21 protein-coding genes and 1 pseudogene are annotated in these 25,258 nt (G+C 63.5%); 14 read left to right on the top strand and 8 right to left on the bottom strand.

Annotated elements, in window-relative coordinates:
* Nucleotides 1–15: 15 nt before the first annotated feature.
* On the bottom strand, nt 16–780 hold the full coding sequence (locus FJ425_RS06140; RefSeq protein ID WP_140543996.1) for an IclR family transcriptional regulator: 765 nt from the start codon (nt 778–780) through the stop codon (nt 16–18).
* 178 nt (nt 781–958) lie between these two features.
* Between FJ425_RS06140 and FJ425_RS06145 the strand changes: the two genes are divergently transcribed.
* Genes FJ425_RS06145 through FJ425_RS06165 form a run of 5 tightly spaced genes read left to right on the top strand, consistent with a single transcriptional unit; the run spans nt 959 to nt 6,668 of the window.
* The gene (locus FJ425_RS06145) at nt 959–2,404 is read left to right on the top strand and encodes an APC family permease (RefSeq protein WP_140630209.1); all 1,446 of its coding nucleotides are present in this window, start codon (nt 959–961) and stop codon (nt 2,402–2,404) included.
* 51 nt (nt 2,405–2,455) lie between these two features.
* A complete protein-coding gene (locus FJ425_RS06150) occupies nt 2,456–3,658 on the top strand; it encodes a cytochrome P450 (protein WP_246673281.1) in 1,203 nt (400 codons plus the stop codon).
* Entirely contained in the window at nt 3,655–5,145 is a 1,491-nt protein-coding gene (locus FJ425_RS06155) for an aldehyde dehydrogenase (protein ID WP_140722356.1), read from the top strand. The genes FJ425_RS06150 and FJ425_RS06155 overlap by 4 nt, the downstream gene beginning before the upstream one ends.
* A 4-nt stretch (nt 5,146–5,149) precedes the next feature.
* On the top strand, nt 5,150–6,049 hold the full coding sequence (locus tag FJ425_RS06160) for a hypothetical protein (protein ID WP_140722359.1): 900 nt from the start codon (nt 5,150–5,152) through the stop codon (nt 6,047–6,049).
* 31 nt (nt 6,050–6,080) lie between these two features.
* Nucleotides 6,081–6,668 carry a YceI family protein gene (locus tag FJ425_RS06165; protein ID WP_246677892.1) on the top strand — a complete coding sequence of 196 codons (588 nt, stop codon included), beginning with the start codon at nt 6,081–6,083 and terminating at the stop codon, nt 6,666–6,668.
* A gap of 203 nt (nt 6,669–6,871) precedes the next feature.
* On the opposite strand, the gene FJ425_RS06170 is transcribed toward FJ425_RS06165, so the two are convergent.
* Complete coding sequence (locus FJ425_RS06170) at nt 6,872–7,618, bottom strand: IclR family transcriptional regulator (RefSeq protein WP_140722362.1); 747 nt, start codon at nt 7,616–7,618, stop codon at nt 6,872–6,874.
* Nucleotides 7,619–7,777: 159 nt separating this feature from the next.
* Here FJ425_RS06170 and FJ425_RS06175 point away from each other — a divergent pair, with 159 nt between their 5' ends.
* The 4 genes and pseudogenes from FJ425_RS06175 (at nt 7,778) to FJ425_RS06190 (ending at nt 11,685) form a co-directional block, all read left to right on the top strand.
* Nucleotides 7,778–9,169, top strand: a complete 1,392-nt coding sequence (locus FJ425_RS06175; protein ID WP_140722365.1) for a transaminase — start codon at nt 7,778–7,780, stop codon at nt 9,167–9,169.
* A 3-nt stretch (nt 9,170–9,172) separates the two neighbouring features.
* Nucleotides 9,173–9,970: an SDR family oxidoreductase gene (locus FJ425_RS06180; RefSeq protein ID WP_140722368.1), complete on the top strand. Its 798-nt coding sequence runs from the start codon at nt 9,173–9,175 to the stop codon at nt 9,968–9,970.
* Nucleotides 9,967–10,740, top strand: coding sequence for an SDR family oxidoreductase (locus tag FJ425_RS06185; RefSeq protein WP_140722371.1), 774 nt, complete (start codon nt 9,967–9,969; stop codon nt 10,738–10,740). Before FJ425_RS06180 ends, FJ425_RS06185 begins: the two co-directional genes overlap by 4 nt.
* A gap of 258 nt (nt 10,741–10,998) precedes the next feature.
* Nucleotides 10,999–11,685, top strand: a pseudogene (locus FJ425_RS06190) (autotransporter outer membrane beta-barrel domain-containing protein).
* Nucleotides 11,686–11,752: 67 nt separating this feature from the next.
* On the opposite strand, the gene FJ425_RS06195 reads toward FJ425_RS06190, so the two are convergent.
* The 5 genes from FJ425_RS06195 to FJ425_RS06215 all read right to left on the bottom strand — a co-directional run bounded on the left by FJ425_RS06195 (nt 11,753) and on the right by FJ425_RS06215 (nt 16,964).
* The gene (locus tag FJ425_RS06195) at nt 11,753–12,532 is read right to left on the bottom strand and encodes an SDR family oxidoreductase (protein WP_140543913.1); all 780 of its coding nucleotides are present in this window, start codon (nt 12,530–12,532) and stop codon (nt 11,753–11,755) included.
* Complete coding sequence (locus FJ425_RS06200; RefSeq protein ID WP_140722374.1) at nt 12,525–13,415, bottom strand: aldose 1-epimerase; 891 nt, start codon at nt 13,413–13,415, stop codon at nt 12,525–12,527. The genes FJ425_RS06195 and FJ425_RS06200 overlap by 8 nt, the downstream gene beginning before the upstream one ends.
* A 13-nt stretch (nt 13,416–13,428) precedes the next feature.
* Nucleotides 13,429–14,379: an L-arabinose ABC transporter permease AraH gene (gene araH, locus FJ425_RS06205; protein WP_140722377.1), complete on the bottom strand. Its 951-nt coding sequence runs from the start codon at nt 14,377–14,379 to the stop codon at nt 13,429–13,431.
* Between the two features lie 11 nt (nt 14,380–14,390).
* Nucleotides 14,391–15,902: an L-arabinose ABC transporter ATP-binding protein AraG gene (gene araG, locus FJ425_RS06210; RefSeq protein ID WP_140722380.1), complete on the bottom strand. Its 1,512-nt coding sequence runs from the start codon at nt 15,900–15,902 to the stop codon at nt 14,391–14,393.
* 72 nt (nt 15,903–15,974) lie between these two features.
* Nucleotides 15,975–16,964, bottom strand: coding sequence for an arabinose ABC transporter substrate-binding protein (locus FJ425_RS06215; protein WP_140722383.1), 990 nt, complete (start codon nt 16,962–16,964; stop codon nt 15,975–15,977).
* A gap of 253 nt (nt 16,965–17,217) precedes the next feature.
* Between FJ425_RS06215 and FJ425_RS06220 the strand changes: the two genes are divergently transcribed.
* On the top strand, nt 17,218–17,907 hold the full coding sequence (locus FJ425_RS06220; protein WP_246677896.1) for a FadR/GntR family transcriptional regulator: 690 nt from the start codon (nt 17,218–17,220) through the stop codon (nt 17,905–17,907).
* 10 nt (nt 17,908–17,917) lie between these two features.
* Nucleotides 17,918–19,066 (top strand): galactonate dehydratase, encoded by a 1,149-nt coding sequence (gene dgoD, locus FJ425_RS06225; RefSeq protein ID WP_140722389.1) that lies wholly within the window; start codon nt 17,918–17,920, stop codon nt 19,064–19,066.
* Between the two features lie 114 nt (nt 19,067–19,180).
* On the opposite strand, the gene selD is transcribed toward dgoD, so the two are convergent.
* Entirely contained in the window at nt 19,181–20,230 is a 1,050-nt protein-coding gene (gene selD / locus FJ425_RS06230; RefSeq protein ID WP_140722531.1) for a selenide, water dikinase SelD, read from the bottom strand.
* A gap of 214 nt (nt 20,231–20,444) precedes the next feature.
* Between selD and fdnG the strand changes: the two genes are divergently transcribed.
* The 3 genes from fdnG to FJ425_RS06245 are packed head-to-tail and all read left to right on the top strand — an operon-like array spanning nt 20,445 to nt 25,185.
* Complete coding sequence (gene fdnG / locus FJ425_RS06235) at nt 20,445–23,531, top strand: formate dehydrogenase-N subunit alpha (protein WP_140722391.1); 3,087 nt, start codon at nt 20,445–20,447, stop codon at nt 23,529–23,531.
* A 12-nt stretch (nt 23,532–23,543) separates the two neighbouring features.
* Nucleotides 23,544–24,494: a formate dehydrogenase subunit beta gene (gene fdxH / locus FJ425_RS06240; protein WP_140722394.1), complete on the top strand. Its 951-nt coding sequence runs from the start codon at nt 23,544–23,546 to the stop codon at nt 24,492–24,494.
* Nucleotides 24,481–25,185, top strand: a complete 705-nt coding sequence (locus FJ425_RS06245) for a formate dehydrogenase subunit gamma (protein ID WP_140543931.1) — start codon at nt 24,481–24,483, stop codon at nt 25,183–25,185. The genes fdxH and FJ425_RS06245 overlap by 14 nt, the downstream gene beginning before the upstream one ends.
* Nucleotides 25,186–25,258: the final 73 nt, after the last annotated feature.

A 25,258-nucleotide genomic window follows, 5' to 3' on the forward strand; every position in this document is an offset into this window, starting at 1 on the left:
ATCTTATTATGCCCGTTACGCCCGTTTGCGGCCCGGCAGGCCGCCGAAAAGCCGCTCGCTGATGCCGTGCGCCGCCGCCGCGACCCTGGCGCCGTAGCGCTCGATGTCGCCCTTTTGGACCCGCACCCCGGGCGCGGCGACAGCGATGGTGCCGATGGCAAAACCGTCGGCGCCGAGGATGGGTGCTGCGACGCTGAGCACGCCTTCCTCATACCCTTGCGAACCGGTCGAATGGCCGCGCGCACGGGCAGCGGCGATATGCTCGGCGAGCGTTTCGGCATCGCCGATTGTGTAAGGCGTAAAAGCGGCCATAGGTCCGGCGAGAACGGCTTCGCGGATACGGTCCTCGGCAAACGCCAGGAAGGCGATGCCGGAGGCCGTCGCATGCATCGGCAACACTTCGCCGGGCTGTACGCTGACCCGGTTGGCCTTTGTCGATTCGACGACGTGGACCGAGATCAGGCCACGTTTTGAGTATTCGGAAAGATGCACCGTCTCTTCGGTTTCGGCGGCCAGGAGGTTCACCATCGGCACGGCAATGCGCAGGAACGGAAACTGCGCCTCGCGCATCAAGGCCAACCGCGTCAGGCCGGCTCCGAGCCGGTAGAAGCGCGTCGCCTCGTCCTGCTCGACCAGCCCTTGCGCGATGAGGGAGACCAGCAGCCGGCGCGTCGTCGCCTTATCGAAGCCGGCACCCTTGGCCAGATCGGCGAGTGCCGTTTCGGGCGTGCCGCGTCCAAGCATTTCCAGCAGCGAAATGGCTTTGGCCACCGTGCTCATCGCGTGCCTGCTCCTCCTTCAGATACTTAACGTGCGAATTAACTTGACAGCAAGTCGATTCCTTTGCAAGTCTAATATCGAAATGCCGTTGCAAATAATGAAATGCACGCACGGCCCGCCAGAAGGCTCCGGCATCTCAGGGACACTCGGTTTCCGCACAGCGGAGTTGGAGGGAAAGATGACTGCAATTGAAGCCGGTGAAGTGAACCGGCTGAGGAAGAATAGCCTTGGCGTTGGCGCCATCACCTTCATGGTGATCTCGGCAGCGGCGCCGCTCACGGCCGTCGCCGGCGGCACGCCGCTCGGCATGCTGATGGGTAACGGCGCCGGCTTTGCCGGCACCTACCTGATCGTGACGCTTTTGCTGCTGCTGTTCGCGGTGGGTTACGTCGCCATGTCGCGCCATGTCGGCAATGCGGGCGCCTTTTATGCCTATGCCGCGCGCGGACTTGGCGGCTTGGCCGGCGGCGCCACGGCACTGATTGCCATCCTGTCCTACAATGCCATGCAGATCGGCGTCATGGGCCTTCTCGGTGCCGCCACCGCCGGCCTGTTCGCCGGCTGGGGCATCGCCTTGCCCTGGTGGGTCTGGAGCTTCATCGCCATCGCCATCGTCGCCGTGCTCGGCTACCGGCAGGTCGACCTGTCGGCCAAGATTCTCACCGTGCTGGTGCTTGCCGAATATGTCGTCGTGCTGGTCCTCGACCTCACCATCCTCAAGACCGGCGGCGACAGCGGCCTGTCGGCCGCACCCTTCAGCTGGAGCCAGATCACCAGCGGCGCGCCGGCCATCGCCATCCTGTTCTGCTTCGCCGCCTTCATCGGCTTCGAGGCGACGACGATCTACGCCGAGGAGGCGCGCGACCCGAAGGTGACCATTCCGCGCGCGACCTATTTCTCGGTCATCCTGATCGGCCTGTTCTACATGGTCACCGCCTGGCTGATGGCCGTCGGTGCCGGTGTCGACAAGCTCTTGCCGGCTCTGCAGGGCCTGCAGGATCCGACCACCTTCCTGTTCGGTCTGTCCGACCGCTATGCCGGAACGCTGCTCACGCACGCCATGAGCATCCTGTTCGTGTCGAGCCTGTTCGCCGGCGTGCTGGCGTTCCACAACGCGGTCGCCCGCTACATGTATGTCGCAGGCCGCGAGAAGCTCCTGCCGCTGTCGATCGGCGTGACGCATTCGTCGCACCAGAGCCCGCATGTTGCCTCGGTCATCCAGACCGCACTTGCCGCTGTTGTCGTCGGGCTGTTTGCCGTGCTCGGCCTCGATCCGGTGCTGGCGTTGTTCTCGTGGCTGACCAATGTCGCCACGCTCGGCGTCATCGTCATGATGGCGGTGGCCTCGCTCGCGGTCGTGATGTATTTCCGCGCCAATCCGTCGAGCCAGGAAAACGCGCTGAAGACCACTATCCTGCCGGCGCTGACCTTCATCGCCTTCGCCCTCATCATCTACCTGATCGTCATCAATTTCGGCAGCCTGTCCGGAGCCGGCGGTCTCCTCGGCGTGTTCCTGCCGCTGCTGGTGCTGATCGCCGCCGTCGTGGGCCTGCTTCTGGCGGGTTCGTTGAAGGGTCGTGATCCGGTTGCTTTCGAAAACCTCGGCAAGCCACCGCAAGATTAAAGCAGACAAGAGGGGCGGCGCATTGGCGCCGCCTCTTCCATCGCAAAGGGAGTGACGGCATTGACCTTTGCCGAGACCATCACCGTCGAAGCACTGGAATGCGATCCCTATCCGATCTATGCGGAACTGAGGCGCAGAGCGCCGGTGGCTTTCGTGCCGGCGGTCAACCTCTGGTTCGTCACCCGCTGGAAGGATGTCGAGACGGTCGCCAAGTCGCCCGATATCTTCTCGGCGGTTGTCGGCACTTCCCCGGTTGAGCGCTCGTTCGGCAAGCCGACGATCCTCACCACCGACGGCGAGACGCACAAGCAATTGCGTCAGGGCGTCGACCCAAAATACCGGCCACGAACTGTCGCTTCTTACGCCGGCGACCTCGTGCGCTCCATCGCAGGACCCTATCTCGACGAAATCGCCGAACGGGGCTCAGCCGAGCTGATGGCCGACTATTTCGAGCCGGTGTCGACGCTCAGCCTGGCGCGCTCGCTCGGCCTTGCCAACATTGACATGCCGACCTTGCGGCGCTGGTTCTATGGGCTTGCCCAAGGTGCCATCAATTTCGAGAACGACCCGAAGCGGCAGGAGATCGCCGACGCCATCAGCGCCGAGGTCGGCACCGTCGTCCAGCCGACGCTGGAGCGGCTTCTCCACGAGCCCGACGATTCCGCGCTTTCGCACATGTTGCATGACGGCATGCCCGCGGGCTCGACCCGCCCGATCGATTTTCTGATGCCAAGCATCAAGGTGATCCTGCTCGGCGGCATGCAGGAACCCGGCCATGGCGCCGGCTCGATCCTTGCCGGCCTGCTCACCCATCCCGAACAGCTGCGGCAAGTGCTCGACGATCCCGAGACTTTCGTGCCGAAGGCCGTCGATGAGGGCCTGCGCTGGGTGGCGCCGATCGGTACCCAGACGCGTCAGACGACACGTGCGGTGGAAATCGGCGGGGTCACGATCCCCGCCGTCGCGCCGGTCGCGGCACTCGTCTCCTCGGCCAGCCGCGACGAAAGCCGTTTTTCCGATCCCGACCGCTTCGACATCAATCGAGACGAGGGCAACCACGCCGCCTTTGGCTTCGGCCATCATTTCTGCTCGGGCCGCTTTTTCGCGCGCGAGCAGATGTGCCTGGCGGTCCGATTGCTGCTCGAACGCTTTCCCGGCCTGAGACTGGTGCCGGGCAAGGAACCAGTCTTCCGCGGCTGGGAGTTCCGCGCGCCAACCGCGCTGCATGTCACAATCGGAGCCACCGCTCAATGATCAACCAGACCACCATCGACACGCTGCGCAAGGCGGAGGTCGGAGCGCGACGTCTGTTCATCGATGGCGTCCATACGGATGCGCAGAGCGGCGCCAGCCTGCCGGTGATCTCGCCGATCGACGGCCGCTCCTTCGCCACCATCGCTGACGGCGGGGCCGCCGATGTCGACCGCGCCGTGGCCTCGGCGCGCAAGGCATTCGAAAGAGGTTCGTGGTCGCGCTCAGCACCTGCCTTCCGCAAGAAGGTGCTGACGAAGTTCGCCGAACTGGTGGAGAAGCATGCCGACGAACTCGCCGTGCTCGGCGTGCGCGACAACGGCACCGAGATCGCCATGGCCTACAAGGCCGAGCCGCTGTCGGCTGCGGGCACGATCCGCTACTACGCCGAAGCTATCGACAAGGTCTATGGCGAGATCGCGCCGACGGCCGACAACGTGCTCGGCCTGATCCACAAGGAGCCGCTCGGCGTCGTGGGTGTCATCGTACCCTGGAATTTCCCGCTGATGATCGGCGCCTGGAAGATCGCGCCGGCGCTCGCCGCCGGCAACGCTATCGTTGTCAAGCCGCCGGAGATCGCCTCGCTCACTTTGCTGCGGCTGGCCGAGCTGGGAGCCGAAGCCGGACTGCCCGAAGGCGTCTTCAACGTCGTCACCGGTCGCGGTTCGGTGGCCGGCGAGGCGCTCGGCCTGCATATGGACGTCGATGCCATCGCCTTCACCGGCTCCGGGCCGGTCGGCCGCCGGCTGCTTGAATATTCCGCGCGCTCCAACCTGAAGCGCGTCTTCCTCGAGCTCGGCGGCAAGTCGCCCAACATCGTCTTCGCCGACGCGGTGGACCTGAAGCAGGCAGCCGTCGTGTCGGCCAACGGCATCTTCCGTAATTCCGGCCAGGTGTGCGTCGCAGGTTCGCGCCTGCTCGTCCAGGCCTCGATCTACGACCGTTTCATGGACGAGCTTGTCAAAGCAACCACGAAACTCAAGGTCGGCGATCCGCTTGATCTCGCAAGCGATATCGGCGCGGTGTCGAGCGCCGAGCAGCTCGACAAGAATCTCGGCTTCGTCACCAGGGCCGCAGAGGAGGGCGCCCGTCTCGTCACCGGCGGCGAACGTATCCTCATCGAGACCGGCGGCAGCTACATGGCGCCGACGATCTTCGAGAACGTGACTGGAGAGATGCAGCTTGCCCGCGAGGAGGTGTTCGGGCCCGTGCTTGGCGTCATGCGCTTCGAAACCGAGGAGGAAGCGGTGCGCCTCGCCAATTCGACCGTCTACGGCCTGGCCTCGGCGGTGTGGACCGCGAACCTTTCGACTGCTCACCGGATGGTGCGCGCCATCAATGCCGGCGTCGTCCACGTCAACACCTATGGCGGCGCTGACATCACCGTGCCGCTCGGCGGCGTCAAGCAGTCCGGCTTCGGCCGCGACAAGTCGCTGCACGCCATCGACAAATACACCGACCTGAAGACCGCCTGGATCGCGCTTGGGTGATCGTTTGAGCGCGTTTCTGGGCAATCCGATGGTCACCACAGCCGCGCTGCCGCTGTTGCTCGGCCTCATGCCTGCACTGCTGGCGAGATTTGCCTTTCCGGCATCATCACGCATCCTCTCTCTGCTTTGGGCGGCATTGCTGCTGTTTTTCTATCTCGATATACTCGGCGCGCCGGTCGTGCCGCCTATCGCCGCCAGCCAGAAGCTGATCTATCTCGCCTTTGCCGGCATCGTGTTAGGCCTCTTGCCCGAGCGCGTCCTGACCGGTCGAACAGCCAGCGTCCTTGCCGCTGCCGCCATCGCCGCGGCTATCCTGTGGCTCGGCTGGCGCCGCATCGCCTCCGGCTCGCTTGACCTACAGATGGTCGCCGCCGCCATCGCCGGCTTACTGATGATCGCCGGCGCCGCGATGCTGGTTCACATGCGGCCCGGGTCGTCGCTGTCGGCCGAGCAGTCATTCCTTGCGCCGGCGGCGGTGCTGGCCGTGTTCGTGGCCGGCGCCATCATCTCGGTGCTCGGCGCGGCGATCGTCACCGGCCAATTGCTCGGCTCGCTCGCCGCGCTGACAGGTGGCTGGTGCCTCGTGCAGTATGTCGCGTCGCTGCGCGGCGGCATCGCCGCCGGTTGGAGCAAAGGCGTCGAATTTCCGCTGCTCTACGCCGCCGCGACAATCCTCATCCAGGTTGCGCTGCTCGCCCCGAAGGCGAACCCAGTGGCGCTGATGCTTTCTCCCTTGCCGCTGATCGTGGCCGCGCTTGTGCCCGGCCCGCTGCAAGGCCTGCTTCCCGGCGCCGGGCCATTGCGGCCGCTGGTCGCCGGCCTCCTGATCGCCATACCGGCGATGTTGGCTGTGCTCACGGCGATCGTTTGGGCGCCGCATGGGGCAGCCCTCGGCTTTTCCTGAGCCACAACGATAACCCAACTGGGAGAGAGACGTGACGACAAGAAACCTGATCGCCGCCCTTGCCTTCGCCGGCGCCTCCGCGCTGACATCGGCCGCCAGTGCCGACAATTACGAGATCGACGGCCAGCACGCCTGGATTACCTTCACCATCAAGCACGGCATTTACGGCATCGCCCATGGCCAGTTCGACGCCGTGAAAGGCGCGATCGTCATGGACAAGGCCGATCCGACGAAGAGCAGCGTCAAGGCTGAAATCGATGTCGGCTCGGTCCATACCGCCTTCGATCAGCGCGACAGCGACCTCAAGGGACCCGACTTCTTCAACGCCGCGGAATTCCCGACGATCGGCTTCGAGAGCACCAAGATAGAGAAGCTCGACGACAAGACCGGCAAGGTGACCGGCACCCTCACCATCAGCGGCGTTGCCAAGGAGATCACCCTCGATGTCAAGCTGCTCAACGAAGCGCCGGCGCCGTGGGATGCGACGCTGACCAAGGCGGCGTTCAGCGCCACCGGCAAGATCAGCACCGCCGACTTCCCGATGGCAAAGGCTGCCGACGGCTTCGGCCTCGGCCCGGACGTCGACATCCTTATCGATCTTGAGGCGATCAAGAAATAGGCCGTCCGGGGCGGGGTGCGGCTGCGCGACCGAACAGGGCCGCGCGGCAGGCTGGCACGCTGCTGTCCGTCCAGAATGAGGTCGGCACAACGGTCACCGATCATGATCGCCGGTCGCAGCAGCGTTGCCGCTGGTCGGGCGCGGCATGATCAAGGCGTCGCGGATGCGCAGGCGCGGCACGCGGCAACGCCAGAGATGACAGGTTACGCCTCGCCGGTCAGCCGCACTGAGATCAGCCGCGCCGCCTTGATCGCCGCTTCGCCCTGGCTTGCCGCGACCGCATCGTCGACGCGTGAGACGGGTGAAGCCACCGCCAGCGTGCCGATCGGGTTGCCGTCCGAGCCGAGGATCGCCGCACCAATACTGTGCACGCCTTCCTCATAGCCCTGGGCGCTGCGCGAATAGCCGCGCGAGGCGGCGAGGCGCACTGCCTCCATCAGCCTGTCCGGCTGTGTCATGGTGTGCTGACTGAATGGCTGCAGCGGCCCATCGAGATATGCGCTGACAACTTCCGGCCGCGAAGCCGCGAGGAAGGCGATGCCGGATGGCGTGCCATGCAGCGGCAGCACTTGGCCGACATCGACATTGACGCGGTTCGCCTTGGCCGACAGTTCGACATGCACGGTGAGCAGCGCCCCGGCGCTGAATTCCGACAAATGCACGGTCTCGCCGGTCTCGATCGACAGGTCGCGCACCACCGGCGCCGCCAGGCGCACGAAAGGGAAATGCGCGTCGCGAATGCGCGCCAACCGCGACAGGCCGGCGCCCAGCCGATAACGGCGGCTTTGCGACTCCTGCTCGATCAACCGGCGTTCGGCAAGCGCCATCAGCAGGCGCCTGGCAGTGGCCTTGTCGAGGCCGGCCTTGCGGGCGAGGTCGGATAGGCCGATCTCCGGTTCCGCTAGCGTAAACAGCTCCAGCAGCGAAACCGCCTTGCCGACTGTGCTCATTTCGATTCCCCGAGATACTTCGCATGTGAATTAACTTGACAGCGGCCGATACACCTTGCAGTCTCTCTATAACATGCAAAACGACGGTTCACATAATGAACCACATTTAAAACGGTTGGCGCCCTGAGGCAACGGCGCACAAGGGAGACTTGCGCCGTGATGGCTGATGCCAAAAAAGATCCGCATTCCGCAACTGTCGGCGACCTGCTCGACCGCGAGCAGCAGCGCTTCCGCGACACGCATCCGCGCTCGGCAGCGGCGTGGGAAGCGGGCAAGCAGCATTTCCTCTATGGTGGCCCGTCGCACTGGATGCGCCGCTGGGCCGGCGGCTTTCCGATCTACGCGGCTTCGGCGCGCGGAGCGCATATCAGCGACATCGACGGTCACGACTATGTCGACTTCGCGCTTGGCGACACCGGCGGCATGTGCGGCCATGCGCCGGAAGCGGTGACGCGCGCCGCGCTTCGTCAGTTGCAGAACGGCACCACCATGATGCTGCCGACCGAGGACAGCCTGTGGGTCGGTGCCGAACTCACGCGTCGCTTTGGCTTGCCCTACTGGACGCTGACGACTTCGGCCACCGACGCCAATCGCGGCGCCATTCGCATTGCCCGCATGATCACCGGCCGCGACAAGGTGCTGGTGTTTTCCGGCTGCTATCACGGCGGTGTCGAGGAGGCGCATGTCGAAATCCGCGACGGCAAGATCGGCATGCGCAACATGATCCATCCCAACGGTGTCGACCATTCCGCCGTCTCCAGGGTGGTCGAGTTCAACGACATCGCGGCGCTCGAGGAAGCGCTGTCGCATGGCGATGTCGCCTGCGTGCTGACCGAGCCGCTGATGACCAATTTCGGTATGATCCCAGTCGCCGAGGGTTTCCACACCGCATTGCGCGAGATCACGCGCCGCAGGGGCACGGTGCTCATCATCGACGAAACGCATACCATCTCCAGCGGGCCAGGCGGCTATACCGCGCCGCATGGGCTGGAGCCGGACATTCTGGTCGCCGGCAAGGCGATTGCCGGCGGCATTCCGGCCGGCATCTTCGGCGTCTCGCAAGAGATCGCCGAGCGGCTGTGGAAGCTTGTGCCGATGGTCAATCCGCGCGTGCGCCAGTCGGCGCATCTCGGCATCGGCGGCACCTTGGCCGGCAATGCGCTGACCGTCGCCACCATGCGCGCGGTGCTGGAAGAGGTGCTGACGCCGGCGAATTTCGAACTCATGATCGCCAACACCACGCGCCTTGCCGAATCCGCCTGGGGCATTATCCGCGCCAACAAATTGCCCTGGCATGTGACGCAGGTCGGCGCCCGCGCCGAGATCATGTTCATGCCCAAGCCGCCGTGCAACGGTGCCGAGGTCATTGCCGGCCGGCGTGGCGATCTCGAAACCTTGCTGCACGCCTTCTACATGAACGAAGGCATCTTGGTGACGCCCTTTCACACCATGTTCCTGATGTGCCCGGCGACCTCGCCGGCCGATGTCTACCGTCATACGGACGTCTTCGGCCGCTTCGTCGATCTCGTGCGTAGCGCTGGCGTCGTCTGAGCGATGGCGAACCCGTTCGACCTCACGGGCAGGGTGACGCTGGTGACCGGCGGCGGGCGCGGTATCGGCGCCGCCATCGTCACGTGCTTCGCCGAGGCCGGCGCCTCGGTCTTCATCGCCAACCGCACATTGAATGTAGCGGAGGCGCTGGCGGCCGACCTCTCGGCGCGCGGTCTTTCCGTTCGCACGGTCCCGCTTGCCGGACTCGACCGCGCCGCGCTCCATCGGCTTGTCGGCGAAATCGTGCGCGAGGCCGGCCGCCTCGACATCGTCGTCCACAACGCCGGCGGCTGCCCCTGGGCCTCGGTCGAGGAGCTTGATGAGGACAAGCTCGAAGAGGCGCTGGCGGTCAACCTGAAGTCCTGCTTCTGGCTGGCGCAGGCGGCGTCTCCGGCGATGGGCGCCAACGGCTTCGGCCGCATCCTCGTCACCTCGTCGGTGTCGGCGCGCGTCGCCATGGCGGGCGGCGTGCACTATTCGGCGGCCAAGGCCGGCGTCAATGCTTTCATCCGGGGTGCGGCCTTCGAATTCGCGCGCGACGGCATCACCGTCAACGGCGTCGAACCTGGCTTCATCGCCAAGCCCGGCCGCGGCACGATGAGCAAGCCCGAGGTGGCGGGTCGGCTCGGCCGGTTCATCCCCATGGGCCAACTCGGCGAGGCCGATGACATTGCCTACGCCATGCTCTACCTCGCGTCCGAGCAGGCGAAATATACCACAGGCCAGACCATCGTCGTCGATGGCGGCTCGACCTTGCCCGAGACCGGCTATGCCGTCGAGCGGCACTGGGGGCTCGCATGAGCCGCCGCCTCGACGGCCGTAACGCACTGGTCACCGGTGCGGCCACCGGCATGGGCCGCGCCACAGCCGAGCTGTTCGGCCGCCACGGCGCCAAGGTCGTCGCCTTCGGCCATGGCGGGGACGTGCTGGAGGAAGCGGCGAAGGCCAGCGGCGGCATCGCCGTGCACGGCGACATCACGCAGGTGGGTGATATTGCCCGCGCTATCGACGCCTGCAGCGACCGCCTCGACATAGTCGTCAATGCCGTCGGCGTGATGATCCTCGACGAGCCAGAGACACTGAGCGACGAAACCTGGGCGAAGAGCTTTGCCGTCAACGTCACTGGTTCGATGATGGTCTGCCGCGCCGCCCTGCCGCTGCTCAAGGAACGCGGCGGCGCGATCGTCAACATCGCCTCCGTCGGCGCCTTCAACGCCAGCGGCCAGAACGCCGCCTATTCGGCAAGCAAGGCCGCTCTCGTTTCTTATACCCGCTCGCTGGCCTACGCGCACGGGCCCGACGGGATTCGCGCAAATGCGGTGGCGCCGGGCTGGGTACGCACGCCGATGAGCGTCTACGAAATGGAAGTTGCGGCCGCCGCCCGCGGCACGACGCCCGAAGAGGAGTTCGCCGCGCTCACCGGCCGCATTGCGCTGCGGCGCGTGGCCGAGCCGGCCGAGATCGCCAATTGCTGCCTGTTCCTGGCCTCCGACGAGGCGTCCTTCGTCACCGGAGCAGTGCTCGTCGCTGACGGCGGCGGTCGCGCGCCGACGCAGAACAGGGCCGTCTGATGCGAACGGAACCATAGATATTGGCCAGTCCGCCGCGGGCGCTGGCTGATGGCTCTGGGGGAAGAATGACCGACTGAAGCATCGACCCGGCTCCTTTCGCGACCCGCCGGACATACGAGATCATACGAAGAATATGGGTTGGCTAATCATCCGCTAAACCATTGATTTTCCTTAGCAGTTTCACATCCTCCGGCCCACCATTATCGTTATTTATCAACGATTTGGCGCCTATTTCTCCCTTCGGTTAGCCAAGTTCCTTTGGCGACCCCACGCTACGGGACCGCCTCGTCGGATATCTTGTCGATCTACGGTGTCGGCTCGATCCAGGCCACCAGTTACGGCTTCGGCGGCACGCTGACCTGGTATGGCGACAACGGCTTCTACACCGACGCTCAGAGCGAGGTGACGTGGTATGACAGCAACTTGAGATAGGCCACGCTGGGCAGCGAGCTTGCCAAGGGCAACAACGGATTTGGCTATGCGCTGAGCATCGAAGCCGGCCAGAAGCTTGCGCTGCAGGGAAAATGGACGCTGACGCCGCAGGCTCAGCTTGCTTATTCCTCGGTGCGCTTCAGCAGTTTCACCGACCCGTTCTATGCGGCGGTATCGCTGAGCGGCAGCGATGTTCTGATCGGCCGCGCCGGCCTGTCGCTGGACTATGAGGATGCCTGGACGGGCGCGCAAGGCAAGATCAGCCGCTCGCACCTCTACGGCATCGCCAACCTCTATTACGATTTCCTGGACGGCAACGACGTGGATGTGTCGGGCACGGCGCTGCATGAGCACGACCAGCCGCTCTGGGGCGGGCTGGGTGTCGGCGGATCGCTCTCCTGGGCCGACGACCGCTACATGGTCTACGGCGAGGCCTTCGCCAAATCGAGCCTGAAAAACTTCGGCGACAGCCGGGCAATCGGCGCAAAGCTCGGTTTCAGCGTGAAGTGGTGAGCGGAATGTGGTGATGAATACGGCCCGTATCCTCGCATAGGTGGGGCTGGCTGGCCGCCGGCCAGCCTTACACCGCGTGTTGAAGCTGGCTGAGCCCGCCATCGACGACAAGGCATGCGGCATTCATGAAGGGGCATTCGTCGGAAATCATAAACACCGCCGCAAGGGCGATTTCGCGGACCGACGCGATGCCACCGCCGGGATGCAACGCCATTGTTTTGGCCCGTGCTGCGGCCGGATCGGGAAAGCTGTTCCAGTAGTCGATCACCTTTCGCGTCTCCACATAGCCAGGCGCCAGTGCATTCACCCTTATACCCCGAGCGGCGTATTCGAGAGCCAGCGATCTCGTTAGGCCGAGCAGCGCATGTTTGGCGACCGGGTAGGGGAAGGTGTGCGGGATGATCGTGAAGCTGTGGGTCGAAGCGATGTTGAGGATGGTGCCGCCACCGTTTTCAATCATTCCCGGAAGTGCCGCCTTGCTGCAGTTCCAGGCACCTTTGACATTGACATCGAAATTGCGGTTCCACTCTTCTTCGGTCGCCTCCAGCGGTGTTGAAAACACGTTCATTCCTGCATTGTTGATCAGCGCGTTGATAGGGCCGATTTCCCTGTCGGCCCTCGTGACGGCATCGGCGATAGCGGCCCCGTCACTGACATCCGCGGTGGTATGTCCGATATGACCTTGCGGCGCGGACAGGCCGGCGACGGTCCGGTCGAGCAGGTCCCCATCGCGGTCGACCAAGAACAGCCTTGCCCCTTCGGCAAGGCACGCCTCGGCTATGGCCAGTCCGATGCCTTGCGCGGCGCCCGTCAGGAAGATGCGTTTGCCGAACAGCCGATCAACCATGGTTGTTACTCCAGTCGAAGACAGTCATTGCGAATTCCGCGCTGAAAATGCCGCCGGGAGCAAGCATTACAAGTCCCCTTGGGTCGGTCTCCAAATGCTTCAGCGCATTAGGGGCGTGGCTCATCGGCTCCAGACAGAAGAAGCTGCGGTCGCTGTCCGGCGCATAGAGCATGTAGCGGCGGAGTGCCGGGCTGGCCTCGATTTCAAGTCCCAGCCTTTGTTCCGGCCAAGCGATCCGCGCCTTTCCGCTCCAGCCTTCGAAACAATTGTTCAGCCAACGGTCGGGCAGTCGGCGCGGCGTTGAGAAATCGACATCGTCCGCCAGCGCAACCCGCTCCCCCGGCAGATGTCCTGCGCGTTCGGTCCACCAGTCGCTGGCAGGCGCGAAAAGGGTGGTCAGCGGCGTTCGTGGAAAGAAGGGATGAAAGCCGAGGCCGAAGGGAAGGGCGATTTCGCCGGTGTTGGTGACCGAGATCTGGAGCGCCAGGCGCGCGCACGAAAGGCTGAACGACTGTCGCGCGTGATAAGCATGGGGCGAACCGAAACCCTCCGGCTTGTCAAAGCACAGCTCGACATGACCGGCTCGGCGCTCGGTCACCTCCCAGGCATCGAGCCATCCATCTCCATGAATGAATAGAGGATCGGGCGCATTGGGCGCCAATCGGAACGTTCGGCCGCCGCAGGAGAAAGCGTTGCCTTCAACGCGATTGCCGATCGGCACCAAAGGAAAGCAGGCGCAATCCGCAACGTCGAATTCGGCCTCGCCTTTGTAGGGACGCAGGAATGGCACCCCTTCGGCCGTATGCCCGTCGACGACAGCGCCTCCCTGCGGGCTGATCCGGACGCTCAACCGATCGTTCTCGATGAGTATCCAGGGTGACATGCGATCGCCCGGCTCAGCGCCTTCCGAATGCCGACGAGCGGAGATTGTCGAGCAGCACCGCGAGCAACAGGATCACTCCGCGCACGATGTATTGGTAGAAAGCCGCGATGTTGAGTAGGTTCATCACGTTCTCGGCGATACCCATGATCAGCACGCCAACGATGACGCCCGACATGGCGGCGCGACCGCCGGCCAGCGAGACGCCGCCGAGGACGCAAGCCGAGATAACGGAGAGCTCCAAGCCAACCGCCGCGTTGGGCTGGCCTGAGGTGATGCGTGAGGCCAAAAGGATGCCCGCGATACCGCAGACGAAGCCTTGCAGCGCGAAGATCCAGATGCGCGTCCTGTCGACATTGACGCCGGCCAGCCGCGAGGCTTCCGGATTGCCGCCGATGGCCAGTGTATTCTTGCCGAAGACGGTTCGGTTGAGCACGAAGCCGAAGATCCCGAACAGTATGGCCAGCACCCAGATCGGCGTCGGTATGCCGAGCAGTTTCGACAGTGCCAGCTGGTAGAAATCCGGGCTGTTGATGCCAACGGCGCGGCCGTCGGACGAAATCAACGCGAGGCCGCGCACGATCTGCATTGTGGCCAGCGTGGTGATCAGCGCGTTGATGCGGAATTTGGCGATGACGACGCCGTTGATGAAGCCGACAAAGGTGCCGCAGGCGATTGCAGCGAGAAGCCCGAGCAGGATCGAGCCCGACGCGTTCGATGCCATCACGGCGACCATGCCGGCGAAGGCGACGATCGAGCCGACCGACAGATCGAAGTCGCGCGCGGCAAGGCAGAACATCATGGTGCAGGCGACGATACCGACGGTGACCACGGACTGAAGCAGGCCAAGCATGTTGCGGTCGGTGAGGAAGTTCGGCACCAGCAGCGACACCAGCGCGAAGGCGACGATGAAGATGACGACGAGCCCCTGTTCGCCGAGCACGATCTTCTTCAACTGACCGGTCATGGCAGATGTCCTCAGGATGCGATCGCGTCGGGGGTTTTCTTGTCGGGAAGAGCTGCGGCCAGGATTGCCTTCTCGGCGAACTGGTCGCGCGCGAGCTCGGCGCTGATGCGCCCGCCACACATCACCAGGATGCGGTCGCAAATGCCCATCACTTCCGGCAGCTCGGAGGAGACGACGACGATCGCCATGCCCTCTTCGGCAAGCTGGTAGAGCAGTTCGTAGATTTCCGATTTGGCGCCGATATCGATGCCGCGCGTCGGCTCGTCGACGATCAGCACGCGTATGTCCTGTTCGGACAGCCAGCGGCCGAGGATGACCTTCTGCTGGTTGCCGCCGGACAAGTTGACGATATCCTGCTTGCGCGAAGGCGTGCGCACCTTGAGCTTCTTGATGAAGGTTTCGGCCGTCGCGATCTCGCTGGCACGGTTCAGGACGCCGAAGCGCGTGTGATGGCGCCTGGACGAGATGTTGATGTTCTCCTCGATCGAGCGGCCCTGGATGATGCCGTCATGCTTGCGGTCTTCCGAGCATAGCACGATGCCGGCCCTGATCGCGTCATGCGGGCTGGCGGCGGCAATTGTCTTGCCGTCGACCGTGATCGTGCCGCCCGAACGCGGATCGGCGCCGAAGACAAGCCGCATCAGTTCGGATCGGCCGGCGCCGATGAGGCCGAAGAAGCCGACGATCTCGCCGGCGCGGGCTTCGAAGCTTGCCGGCGTGCGCAGCCTGGCGCCGCTCAGATTGTCGACCTTGAGGCGAGCCTCTCGCGCCTTGCGCGGCCGAAAACCCCAGATGTCGGAAATCTCGCGGCCGACCATTTCGGCCACGATCTGATCGCGGGTGACATCCTTCAGCGATTGATGGTGCGCGGCGAGCTTGCCGTCGCGCAGCACCGTCAGGCTGTCGCAGAGCCGGAACACCTCGTCGAGGCGGTGCGACACATAGATGATCACCTTGCCTTCGCCACGCAGCCGGTCGATCAGGGCGAACAGGATTTCGCTTTCGCGGGAGGACAGCGACGAGGTCGGCTCGTCCAGCGCGATGACGCGCGCATCGAGCATGATCGCCTTGGCGATCTCGACCATCTGGCGTTCGCCGATCGACAGCGTCTTGACCTTGCGGCGCATGTCGATGTCGATGCCGGCCGATTTCAGCTTGGCGCCGACATCCTCCAGCATCCTGCCGCGCGCGATGACGCCGGCGCTGGCGGGAAAGCGCCCGAGGCTGAGATTCTCGGCGACGGTGAGTTCCGGAACAAGCTGCAGTTCCTGATGGATGACGATGACGCCATTGTCGAAGGCGTCGCGGGTCGAGGTATAAGCCTGGACCTTGCCGTCGATGGTTATTTCGCCGGTATCGGCATGCTGGTCGCCGGACAGGATCTTGATCAGAGTTGATTTGCCAGCGCCGTTCTCACCCATCAATCCGTGCACGGCGCCCTTTTCGACGCCGAACGACACATCGGACAGAGCCCTGACGCCCGGATAGGTCTTGGTAACGTTGGAGAATTCGAGAAAGGACACGGGGCTTCGATCCTTCTTGGGCACGCCAAACAGGCGGCGGCATCAAGCCGCCGCCTGTTTGTACAGGGAGGATTATTCGATGCCGAGGTCCTTGCGCACCTTCTGGTAGTCGTCGCGCTTGGCCAGCGCGCCCGCGGTCAGCGTCAGCTTCGCCGGCTCCTTGTTGTTGGCGATCCAGTCATACATGTTGAGCGCGGTCTCATAACCATGCCGCTTCGGTGAGATGATCACGGTGCCGACGAAGCCGGTCGCGGCGGGCTTCTTGAACTCGTTGATCGCCGATTCCGCGCCGCCGATGCCGACGCCGATCATGCCGTCGGCGGGAATGCCGACACTTTCGGAAGCGCGAACGGCGCCCAGCACGGCCTCGTCGTTGAGGCCGAAGGCAATCCACTTCTTGATGTCGGCATGGGCATTGAGCACCACAGTCGCGGCGTTGAGGGCCGCTTCCGTGTCGGTCTTGGCTTGCGGGGCGTCGAAGATGTTCTGGGTCTTGAAGCCGGCGGCTTTCAGCACCGAAATCGCGCCTTCAACACGGTCGACGGCTGTCGGCAGCTGATCGTATGAAACGCGGATCGCGCCGACCTCGTCCATCTTCCAGCCGCGCGCCTTCATCTCGTCGACGATGGCCTGACCAACCGCCTCGCCGATCTTGGTGGCCGAAATGCCCATATGCGGCACGTCTTCCAGCGGCTTGCCGTCGGCGCCGACGAGGCGGTCGTCCACCGTCATCAGCTTGAGATTGTTGGCGGCGGCCTTGGCGACGATGCCTGGGCCGAGTTTCACGTCCGGCGTGCAGACGACGAAGCCTTGCGCTCCTTGAGCGCCTAGATTGTCGATCGCCGACATCAGCTTCTCGCCGTCCTCGGCGCCGATCTTGACGAGAGTGAAACCCTTTTCCTTGGCAGCCTGGTCGGCGAACTTCCATTCATCCTGGAACCACGGCTCCTCCGGCTGTTTGACGATGAAGCCGATCTTGGTGTCCTGAGCATAGGCAGCGATGGTCGTGACGGACAGCACGGCAAGCGCGCCCGCGACGAGCGCGGTCTTCAAAAGTCGCATGATTACCTCCCAGCGATGGCCGGGCGCTTGAGCCCGGGTGCTGGAGTTTCTAGTTGTTTTTATCATACTCGTCAATTGATCTGGTATGATAATTAAGATACATGCTCTGACCAGGGATCGCTGGCGCAATTGACCCGCATCCGGTAAGGCCGGTTGTGCGAAACCGACAGGTTCGCCGCCTTGGAGGAGGGCTGAGGTGACCGAAACTTCGAAGAAGGCACAAGGCGACACCGCTACCCGCCGGCCGCGCGTGATGCCCGATGTAACGAAGGCGCTCGCCTCGGACATTTTTTCCGGACGCTATCCGGCAGGCTCCTCCCTGCCGACCGAAAATGATCTCGGCATCGAATACGGCGTCAGCCGCACCGTCATCCGCGAGGCTCTCAAAGTGCTGGCCGCCAAGGGACTGGTGCTGTCGCGGCCACGCATCGGCACGGTCGTATGTGAACAGGACAACTGGAACATTATCGATCCGCAGGTGCTGGCCTGGCACGCGCCGCATGCGCTCGACGACAAGCTATTCGACGCCATCCTAGAAACGCGCCGCGCCATCGAACCATTGGTTGCCGAACTCGCCGCCACGCGTGCGACACTGCAGGAAGTTGCCGACCTCGAAGCGGCATGGCGCGGCATGGCCGGCGCAGGCGAGGACCTCGCCGCCTTCTCGCGCAGCGACATTGCCTTCCACCAGATCGTCTATGCCGCAAGCCACAACCCGATCTTTCGGCAGATCGGCAATCTGATCGACACCGGGCTGAAGTTCTCGCTGGAAGCCTCAGCGACGATCTCGCTGGAAAGGCGCATGGAAGCGGTGGCGGCGCACCGCGAGGTGGTGGAGGCGCTGCGCATGCGCGATGCTACCGCGGCGCGGGGCGCGGCGACCAATATCCTCAATCTTGCGGCGCGCGATCTGCTCAGCGCCAAAAAACTCAAGAACAACTGAGACGGATCGCATGAAAATCACCTCGCTCACCACCTACATCGTGCCGCCGCGCTGGCTGTTCCTCAAGATCGAGACCGATGCCGGCGTCACCGGCTGGGGCGAGCCCGTCATCGAAGGCCGGGCGCTGACCGTCGAGGCGGCGGTCAAGGAATTCGCCGACTACCTCATCGGCAAGGATCCTCGCCTGATTGAGGATCACTGGACGGTGATGCATCGCGGCGGCTTCTACCGCGGCGGGCCGATCCTGATGAGCGCCATCGCCGGCATCGATCAGGCGCTGTGGGACATCAAGGGCAAGGCGCTCGGCGTACCCGTGCACGAACTGCTCGGCGGCAAACTGCGCGACACGATCAAGGTCTATTCCTGGGTCGGCGGCGACCGGCCGGCGGAAGTCGCGGCGGGCGCCAGGGAAGTGGTGGCACGCGGCTTCCACGCGCTCAAGATGAACGGCACCGAGGAACTGCAGATCGTCGACAGCCACGACAAGATCGACGCCGTGGTCGAGCGCGTTGCCATGGTGCGCGAGGCGGTCGGGCCGAATATCGGCATCGCCGTCGATTTCCACGGCCGCGTGCACCGGCCGATGGCGCGTATCCTGGTCAAGGAGCTGGAGCCATACCGGCTGATGTTCATAGAAGAGCCGGTGCTTAGCGAAAACCGAGAGGCGCTGAAGGAGATCGCCGCGCTCGGCTCGACGCCGGTCGCGCTCGGCGAACGGCTCTACAGCCGCTGGGATTTCAAATCGGTGTTCGAGGAGGCGGTCGTCGACATCATCCAGCCGGATCTGTCGCATGCCGGCGGCATCACCGAATGCCGCAAGATCGCGGCGATGGCCGAAGCCTATGACGTGGCTGTGGCGCCGCATTGTCCGCTGGGGCCCATCGCGCTGGCCGCGTGCCTGCAGCTCGACGCCGTGAGCTACAATTGCTTCATCCAGGAGCAGAGCCTGGGCATCCACTACAACGCCGGCAACGACCTGCTCGACTATGCCGCCAACAAGGACGTCTTCCGCTATGAGGACGGCTATGTCGCCATTCCCGACGGCCCGGGCCTGGGCGTCGTCATCGACGAGGACTATGTCAAGGAGCGCGCCAGGGAAGGCCACAGCTGGCGCAACCCGATCTGGCGCCACAAAGACGGCTCCTTCGCCGAGTGGTGAACGGCACGGTCGCCGGCCAGCTTGACCCAGTGTCGCCTAACCGCGCCCCAGGTTCCCGCTGGTTTTCCCCAGCGTTCGACGATGACGACAGCGACAGCAGGAGATGCCGGTCGCTCAGTCCTCGATCACTAGGGCTGGTTGGCCGCGCTTGACATATCCGATCATCGCTGCCGACGGATAGCCGCTAGCGACAATTCTCTCGACCAATGCACCGGCACGGTCAGGATCGCAGGCTATCAGCAGCCCGCCTGAAGTCTGCGGATCGGTGAGAAGATGGCGCCGCCACTCCGGCATATCCGACGGCAGGAGCACTGCATCACCATAGCTCGACCAGTTGCGCCGCGATGCGCCGGTGACGAAACCTCGCTCCGCGAGCGCTGCCGCTTCTTCAAAGACGGGAACGTCGTGATCGCAAATGACGAGCGCGCAGTCGGAGCCGCGCGCCATCTCAAGGGCATGCCCGATCAAGCCGAACCCGGTCACATCAGTGATCGCATGCACGCTTACGTCCTCGGCGAGCTCCGCTCCAATCCGGTTGAGAAGGGTCGTCGAGGCGATCATCTCTTCGTAGCAGCCGGGCGGCAACGCCTGCCTTTTGATGGCCGCGGAATAAATCCCAACGCCGAGTCCCTTTGTCACGATCAGGGCGTCTCCCGCCTTGGCCCCCGAATTGCGTCGGATGTCCGTCGGCCGGCAGGTGCCGATTACGGCAAGCCCGTAGATCGGTTCCGGCGAGTCGATCGAATGGCCGCCGGCGATGGGTATCCCGGCTGTGGCGCAAATGTCGTGGCCGCCCTTCAAGATTTCCCGGATGATGTCCGTCGGCAGTTTCTCGATTGGCATTCCAAGGATGACCAGGGCCATAATTGGCCGCCCGCCCATTGCATAGACGTCAGAAAGTGCATTGGTCGCCGCAATCCGGCCGAAGTCGTACGGATCGTCCACCATCGGCATGAAGAAATCGGTGGTTGCAATCACGCAGGTCGTGTCGTCGATCTGCCAGACCGCGGCATCGTCTCCAGTTTCGGTACCGACAAGGAGCTGCCTGAAGGGGCTGGGAACCGGCTGTTCGGCAAGAAGCTGCTGAAGGACGGAGGGCGCCAGCTTGCACCCGCAGCCACTGCCATGAGCAAGGCTGGTCAGGCGCGGAGGTGCTTCGGTGATATCGCCCCGCGACGCGGGAGCCGTTTCCAACACCACGCCTTACTGTAGGGTCACGTTCCAAAAAACGTCAATCGCATTTTTCCTGCGCGAAGCATTTGCCGACGCTGATCTGCGCTCTAAGTTTTTGACATTACGCCAATTTGGCTCAAAATGGCGTGCATGTCCCTTGGTTCTGGATGCTCGTATGGGCATGGAATTCGGGAGGAAAACCCAGATGAATGTTGAACTTTCACGGCGCGCGTTCCTGCAGACGGCGGGCGCGGGTCTCGCCGGCACGACATTGGGAGCTTTCGGCTTTGCCGACATCGAGGCCGCGCATGCGGCGGCGATACGGTCCTTCAAGCTCGCCAACACGACCGAGACGCGCAACACTTGCCCGTACTGTTCGGTGGCCTGCGGCATCATACTGTATTCGAAAGGCGATCTTAGAAAGGGCGAACAGGCCGACATCACCCATATCGAAGGCGATACCGACCACCCGACCAATCGCGGCACCTTGTGCCCCAAGGGATCGGCCCTGCTCGGCTTCGTGAAATCTCCAACCCGGCTGCGGCATCCGATGATCCGCAAGCCCGGGTCCGACAAGTTCGAGCCTATAGGCTGGGAAGACGCGCTCGACCGCATCGCCCGCCTGATGAAAGACGATCGCGACAAGAACTTCGTCGCGAAGAACAATGACGGCGTGACGGTCAACCGGTGGCTCACCACAGGCTTCCTCGCCGCCTCGGCTTCGACCAATGAAACCGCGTTCGCGACCTACAAGGTAGTCCGCAGCACGGGCATACTGGCGTTCGACAACCAGGCACGTGTCTGACACGGCCCGACGGTGGCGAGTCTCGCCCCAACATTCGGCCGTGGCGCGATGACCAATTCCTGGACCGACATCAGGAACACAGATCTTGTCGTGATCATGGGCGGCAATGCCGCGGAAGCGCATCCCTGCGGCTTCAAATGGGTCACCGAAGCGAAGGCAAACCGCGGCGCCAAGCTCATCGTCATCGATCCGCGCTTCACGCGGTCAGCCTCGGTTTCCGACCTCTATGCGCCGATTCGCCAGGGGACGGACATCGCCTTCCTGCTCGGCCTGATCAACCACTGCATCCAGAACGACAAGGTGCAATGGGATTATGTGAAGGCCTTCACCAACGCGTCCTATGTCGTCAAGCAGGGCTTCACATTTCAGGACGGCCTCTTCTCCGGCTATGACGAGGCGAAGCGCGACTACGACAAGTCTACCTGGGACTACGACATCGGCCCCGACGGCTTCGCCGTTGTCGACGAAACCCTGGCCAATCCCCGTTGCGTCTGGAACCTGCTCAAGAACCACGTCGCGGTCTATACGCCGGAGATGGTCGAACGCATCTGCGGCACGCCGAAGGAGAGATTCCTGAAGGTGGCCAAGATGGTTGCCGAAACGTCCGCGCCGAACAAGGCGATGACGTCGATGTATGCGCTCGGCTGGACGCAGCACTCGAAGGGCTCGCAAAACATCCGTGCCATGGCGATGCTGCAGCTTGTGCTCGGCAATATCGGCATTCGCGGCGGCGGCATGAACGCGCTGCGCGGCCATTCGAACATCCAGGGGCTGACCGACCTCGGGCTGATGTCGAACCTGCTGCCGGGTTATCTCACGGTGCCGACGCAGAAGGAGCCGGACCTCGCGACCTACATGTCGACGCGCGGCTTCAAGCCGCTGCGGCCGAACCAGATGAGCTACTGGCAGAACTACAAGAAGTTCTTCGTCAGCTTCCAAAAGTCGATGTGGGGCGATGCGGCAACGCCGCAGAACGACTTCGCCTATGACTATCTGCCGAAGCTCGACGTGCCGGGCTACGACCTGCTGCGTGCTTTCGAGCTGATGCACCAGGGCAAGATGAACGGCTATTTCTGTCAGGGCTTCAACCCGCTGCAGGCGGCTCCGAACAAGAAGAAGGTGATCGAGTCGCTCTCGAAGCTCAAATTCCTCGTCATCATGGATCCGTTGGACACGGAGACGGGGCGGTTTTGGGAGAACCATGGGCCATACAACGATGTCGATCCGACGAAGATTCAGACCGAGGTCTACCAGCTGCCCTCGACCTGCTTCGCGGAGGACGACGGTTCGCTGGTCAATTCGGGGCGCTGGCTGCAGTGGCATTGGGCCGGCGGCACGCCCCCCGGGGAGGCCAAGCGCGACACGTGGATCATGGCGCAGCTCTATCTGCGCCTGAAGGAGCTCTACACCAAGGAAGGCGGCGCTTTCCCCGATCCGATCGTCAAGCTCACCTGGCCTTATGCCGATCCCGGCGATCCGAAGGCCGAAGAGCTTGCCCAGGAGATCAACGGCAGGGCGCTCGCCAAGGTGACCGACACGGCCGATCCGACGAAAGTACTGGCCGAGGCCGGCAAGCTGCTGCCTGCCTTTGCCGCGCTGCGCGACGACGGCTCGACCGCCTGCGGCTGCTGGATCTATTCCGGCTGCTTCAACGAGAACGGCAACAACATGGCAAGGCGGGATACGAGTGATCCCGACGATGCCGGCTTCTATTCGAAATGGGCGTTCTCATGGCCAGCCAACCGCCGCATCCTCTACAACAGGGCGTCGGCGGACCTCACCGGAAAACCCTGGGACCCAAGCCGCAAAGTAATCGAATGGGATGGCCAGAAGTGGTCAGGCTACGACGTGCCCGACATTCTGCCCACTGCCAAGCCCGATCAGGTCGGCCCGTTCATCATGAACCCGGAAGGCGTCTCGCGCCTCTTTACCCGAACCATGATGCGCGACGGACCATTCCCGGCGCATTACGAGCCGTTCGAGTCGCCGATCGTCAATCCAGTGGCGCCCAAAGTCCGCGGCAATCCCGCCGCGCGGGTGTTCCAAGGCGATATGGCCCAGTTCGCCGAAGCGGCCTCGCCGGAGTTCCCCTATGCGGCGACCTCCTACCGGCTGACCGAGCATTTCCACTTCTGGACCAAGCACGTCATCGTCAATGCGGTGATGCAGCCGGAGTTCTTCGTGGAGATTTCGGAACAGCTGGCGGCCGAGAAAGGCATCACCAAGGGCGGCTGGGTGCGCGTCTGGTCGAAGCGCGGTTCGGTTGTGGCGAAGGCCATGGTCACCAAGCGGATCAGGCCGCTCACCTGCGACGGCAAGACCATTCACATCGTCGGCATACCCCTGCACTGGGGCTTCACGGGAGCGGCGAAGAAAGGCTTCGGCCCGAATATGCTCACACCCTTTGTCGGCGACGCCAATATCGAGACGCCCGAGTACAAGGCGTTCCTGGTCAATATCGAGCCCGCGCCAGGGCCGGTGGCATAGGAGGAGCGAGCGATGTTTCCTCCCATTCCCAACCCTTCGACGACGCAAACGGCCGCGCGTCTCTCCGAGAAGGACCTCATCCGCCGCTCGGCGTCGACCGTGCCTGCCCCGGAAAAGCAGCCGACGGAAGTCGCCAAGCTTATCGATGTCTCGAAATGCATTGGCTGCAAGGCCTGCCAGACAGCCTGCATCGAGTGGAACGACACGCATCCGGAGGTCGGCGTCTTCGCCGGCGCTTTCGAGAATCCGCCCGACCTGACGCCGGACATGTTCACGCTGATGCGCTACAGCGAATGGGACAACCCGGAGACCAACGAGCTCGAATGGTTGATCCGCAAGGACGGCTGCATGCATTGCGCCGATCCCGGCTGCCTCAAGGCCTGTCCGGCACCGGGCGCGATCGTGCAATATTCGAACGGCATCGTCGATTTCGTCCACGAGAACTGCATCGGCTGCGGCTACTGCATCAAAGGCTGTCCGTTCAATATCCCGCGCATCTCCAAGGTCGACCACACGGCCTACAAATGCACGCTTTGCTCCGACCGGGTGGCGGTCGGTCAGGGTCCGGCCTGCGCCAAGGCCTGCCCAACCCAGGCGATCGTGTTCGGTACGAAGGAGGAGATGAAACAGCATGCCGACGGCCGCATCAAGGACCTCAAGTCGCGCGGCTTCGTCAATGCCGGCCTCTATGATCCGCCGGGCGTCGGCGGGACACATGTGATGTATGTGCTGCATCATGCCGACAAGCCGGAGATCTATAGCGGCCTGCCCAAGGATCCGAAGATCAGTCCATTGGTCGAGGCTTGGAAAGGTGTGACCAAATATGCGGGCCTCACGGTCTTGGGCGTGGCGGCCGGCGTCGGCTTGCTCCACCATTTGATCATGGGACCGAACAGGGTAACCGAGGCGGATGAGGAGCACGCCGAACAGCTGACGGAGGGCGACAGCCATGGCCGGCGATGACCTCAAGCCGAACGAACAGGTCCATCCCGGCAAGCCGGTGATCGTGGACCGCTACACGGTAGGGGCACGGATCAACCACTGGATCACGGCGGCGAGCCTGGTCCTGCTCGCCCTGTCCGGCCTTGCGATGTTCCACCCGAGCCTGTTCTTCCTGTCCGGCCTCTTCGGCGGGGGCCAGTTCACGCGCTTCATCCATCCCTGGATCGGCGTTGTGCTCTTCTTCAGCTTCCTTGGACTTTTCCTTCGATTCTGGAAGGCCAATCTGTGGAGACGCGAGGACGGGACGTGGCTCGGCCGTTTCCGCGACGTGCTGGCCAACCACGAGGACAATGTTCCCGAAGTCGGCAAATACAATGCCGGCCAAAAACTCGTCTTCTGGTCAATGTCGGTGCTGATTGTGATCCTCATCTCCAGTGGACTGGTGGCATGGGATCAGTATTTCTCCCAGTATACGACAATCGATCAGAAGCGCGTGGCCATACTTGTCCACTCCATAGCGGCGGTGGCGATCATCGGCGTCTGGATCGTCCATTTCTATTCGGCCATCTGGGTGCGCGGTACCATTCCGGCCATGACGCGTGGGCGGGTGACCGGCGGCTGGGCCTGGCGGCATCACCGCAAATGGCTGCGGGAGCTCGTCACCAAATCGAGCAAGGAAACGGGATCGTCGGGATCCAAGCCCGCCGAATAGAGCGGGTGCTGGTCGGATGACTTTCCCGCCCTAGTTTTTGTGTTTGCACATGATTTTTGCCGGTCAGGCAACC

The sequence above is a fragment of the Mesorhizobium sp. B2-7-2 genome (assembly GCF_006440775.1).
Classification (GTDB): Bacteria; Pseudomonadota; Alphaproteobacteria; order Rhizobiales; family Rhizobiaceae; genus Mesorhizobium.

Excerpts from the sequence above, each read along its gene's own strand:
- FJ425_RS06140 (WP_140543996.1), bottom strand. The coding sequence starts at position 780 with ATGAGCACGGTGGCCAAAGCCATTTCGCTGCTGGAAATGCTTGGACGC.
- FJ425_RS06145 (WP_140630209.1), top strand. The coding sequence starts at position 959 with ATGACTGCAATTGAAGCCGGTGAAGTGAACCGGCTGAGGAAGAATAGC.
- FJ425_RS06155 (WP_140722356.1), top strand. The coding sequence starts at position 3,655 with ATGATCAACCAGACCACCATCGACACGCTGCGCAAGGCGGAGGTCGGA.
- FJ425_RS06170 (WP_140722362.1), bottom strand. The coding sequence starts at position 7,618 with ATGAGCACAGTCGGCAAGGCGGTTTCGCTGCTGGAGCTGTTTACGCTA.
- FJ425_RS06175 (WP_140722365.1), top strand. The coding sequence starts at position 7,778 with ATGGCTGATGCCAAAAAAGATCCGCATTCCGCAACTGTCGGCGACCTG.
- FJ425_RS06180 (WP_140722368.1), top strand. The coding sequence starts at position 9,173 with ATGGCGAACCCGTTCGACCTCACGGGCAGGGTGACGCTGGTGACCGGC.
- FJ425_RS06185 (WP_140722371.1), top strand. The coding sequence starts at position 9,967 with ATGAGCCGCCGCCTCGACGGCCGTAACGCACTGGTCACCGGTGCGGCC.
- FJ425_RS06195 (WP_140543913.1), bottom strand. The coding sequence starts at position 12,532 with ATGGTTGATCGGCTGTTCGGCAAACGCATCTTCCTGACGGGCGCCGCG.
- FJ425_RS06200 (WP_140722374.1), bottom strand. The coding sequence starts at position 13,415 with ATGTCACCCTGGATACTCATCGAGAACGATCGGTTGAGCGTCCGGATC.
- araH (WP_140722377.1), bottom strand. The coding sequence starts at position 14,379 with ATGACCGGTCAGTTGAAGAAGATCGTGCTCGGCGAACAGGGGCTCGTC.
- FJ425_RS06215 (WP_140722383.1), bottom strand. The coding sequence starts at position 16,964 with ATGCGACTTTTGAAGACCGCGCTCGTCGCGGGCGCGCTTGCCGTGCTG.
- FJ425_RS06220 (WP_246677896.1), top strand. The coding sequence starts at position 17,218 with ATGCCCGATGTAACGAAGGCGCTCGCCTCGGACATTTTTTCCGGACGC.
- dgoD (WP_140722389.1), top strand. The coding sequence starts at position 17,918 with ATGAAAATCACCTCGCTCACCACCTACATCGTGCCGCCGCGCTGGCTG.
- fdxH (WP_140722394.1), top strand. The coding sequence starts at position 23,544 with ATGTTTCCTCCCATTCCCAACCCTTCGACGACGCAAACGGCCGCGCGT.
- FJ425_RS06245 (WP_140543931.1), top strand. The coding sequence starts at position 24,481 with ATGGCCGGCGATGACCTCAAGCCGAACGAACAGGTCCATCCCGGCAAG.